The organism is Endozoicomonas sp. Z74 (assembly GCF_057680865.1).
In genome coordinates this window covers 1-1,334 of the sequence record NZ_JBLYZI010000240.1, presented here as the reverse complement: position 1 = coordinate 1,334, position 1,334 = coordinate 1, and the positions used below count along the sequence as shown (strand labels likewise).

Genomic DNA, 1,334 nt, shown 5'->3' with positions numbered 1-1,334 from the left:
GCTTATCAGTGAGCGAGGAGAATTTGGAAAACAGGGCTTTTGCAGACATCGAAAGACAGGAAAAACCCTGATTATACAGGCTGTTTCTTGATGGCGCTGTTCAATTGGTGATCATGTTTTTGCCCTGGGGAGGGGGTAGGGAGATGATTATTGTCCTGATAACAGGTTGTGTCTCTTGATGTGTTCAATGTTTTTTTGATGGAAAAATGCCGTTGATTAAATATAAGGCTGTATTCTTTATTGCAATAGTGAATTTGTTTTTCACACTGCAAGCTCTATGTTTCGAAAGTGGGCCCTATGGCTTATTTCCTGCTTTCCTGCAATATGGTAGTTGGGACTCTTGGGAGTACGCTGAGCTAAGAGAGGAAAGTGATTTTTTAGATAACGGGACACTTTTTGCTGAAAACGAGCCTTTTAGATCACTTCCTTTGACGCCAGCAGATGGTTCCCCTTCCCCTACCTGGACAGCGATGGGTAAAGAGCCTAAGGGGGGGGAGGGAGGTTTAACGTTAGCAGGTGCCGGAGTGAGCCCTGGGAGATCTCCATCAGGTGGGGGTGGGCAAGGTGATGGAGGTGATAACCCTTGGTATCCGGGTGAGGACGTTGATTTTTCAGAAGCGGATCCAAGTTCATTGTTTTCCCGACTTGATGAATTAATGGAGCAAATTGATGGGCAGGTAGTTCTTCTGGTGGACTTGGAGGGAACGCTTTTTGATTTTTCGGTTGTTGACTCTCAAAAAGAAATGAGGGCTCGCTTCAGAGAATTTGTGGAAAAATGGAGGGGCAAAGGAAAATTAAGAGTGGTTGTTGTCACCAGGCGGGTGATGGATAATATAGTTTTTCTTATTGAAAACAACCTTCCTGAGCCGGATGTTTTGATTTCGATGTATGGGGATGTTAATTCTTTTCACATTCTTGCCAATTCTCCCTGGGAAGGGTTTTCTGAGTTGATGAATGGTATTTATGAAATTGAGGAGGCGCGGTATGAATTAGAAGATAGGCATTTGTCGATCCATAGCTGGTATGGTTTTATAATGACTTATTTTACTCCTGAGGCTATTCGTGAAGCGCTTAATCAGTACTCTATCGGGTTTTTATCGGATAGTTTGTCTACTCATAATGATGGAAGAGTACATACTATATCCGTAAAGCTGGACGAAGACTTTGGCTCTGTCGAGGGAGCCAACCTACCCAGGCTTGAGGATGTTATAGTGGACCCCAAAAACTGGACCACTGGCTAAGTTAAGTTTTTCGACTGTATGATGCCCTTTCAAGGAGGGGAAAATGACAGTCAGAAAAAGGAAGCGTCATGCACCTGAATTCAAAGCTCAGGT

1 protein-coding gene is annotated in these 1,334 nt (G+C 43.9%); it reads left to right on the top strand.

Annotation, left to right across the window (positions count from 1 at the left end):
- Positions 1–212: 212 nt before the first annotated feature.
- On the top strand, positions 213–1,241 hold the full coding sequence (locus ACNRUY_RS26505; protein ID WP_488114664.1) for an HAD family hydrolase: 1,029 nt from the start codon (positions 213–215) through the stop codon (positions 1,239–1,241).
- Positions 1,242–1,334: the final 93 nt, after the last annotated feature.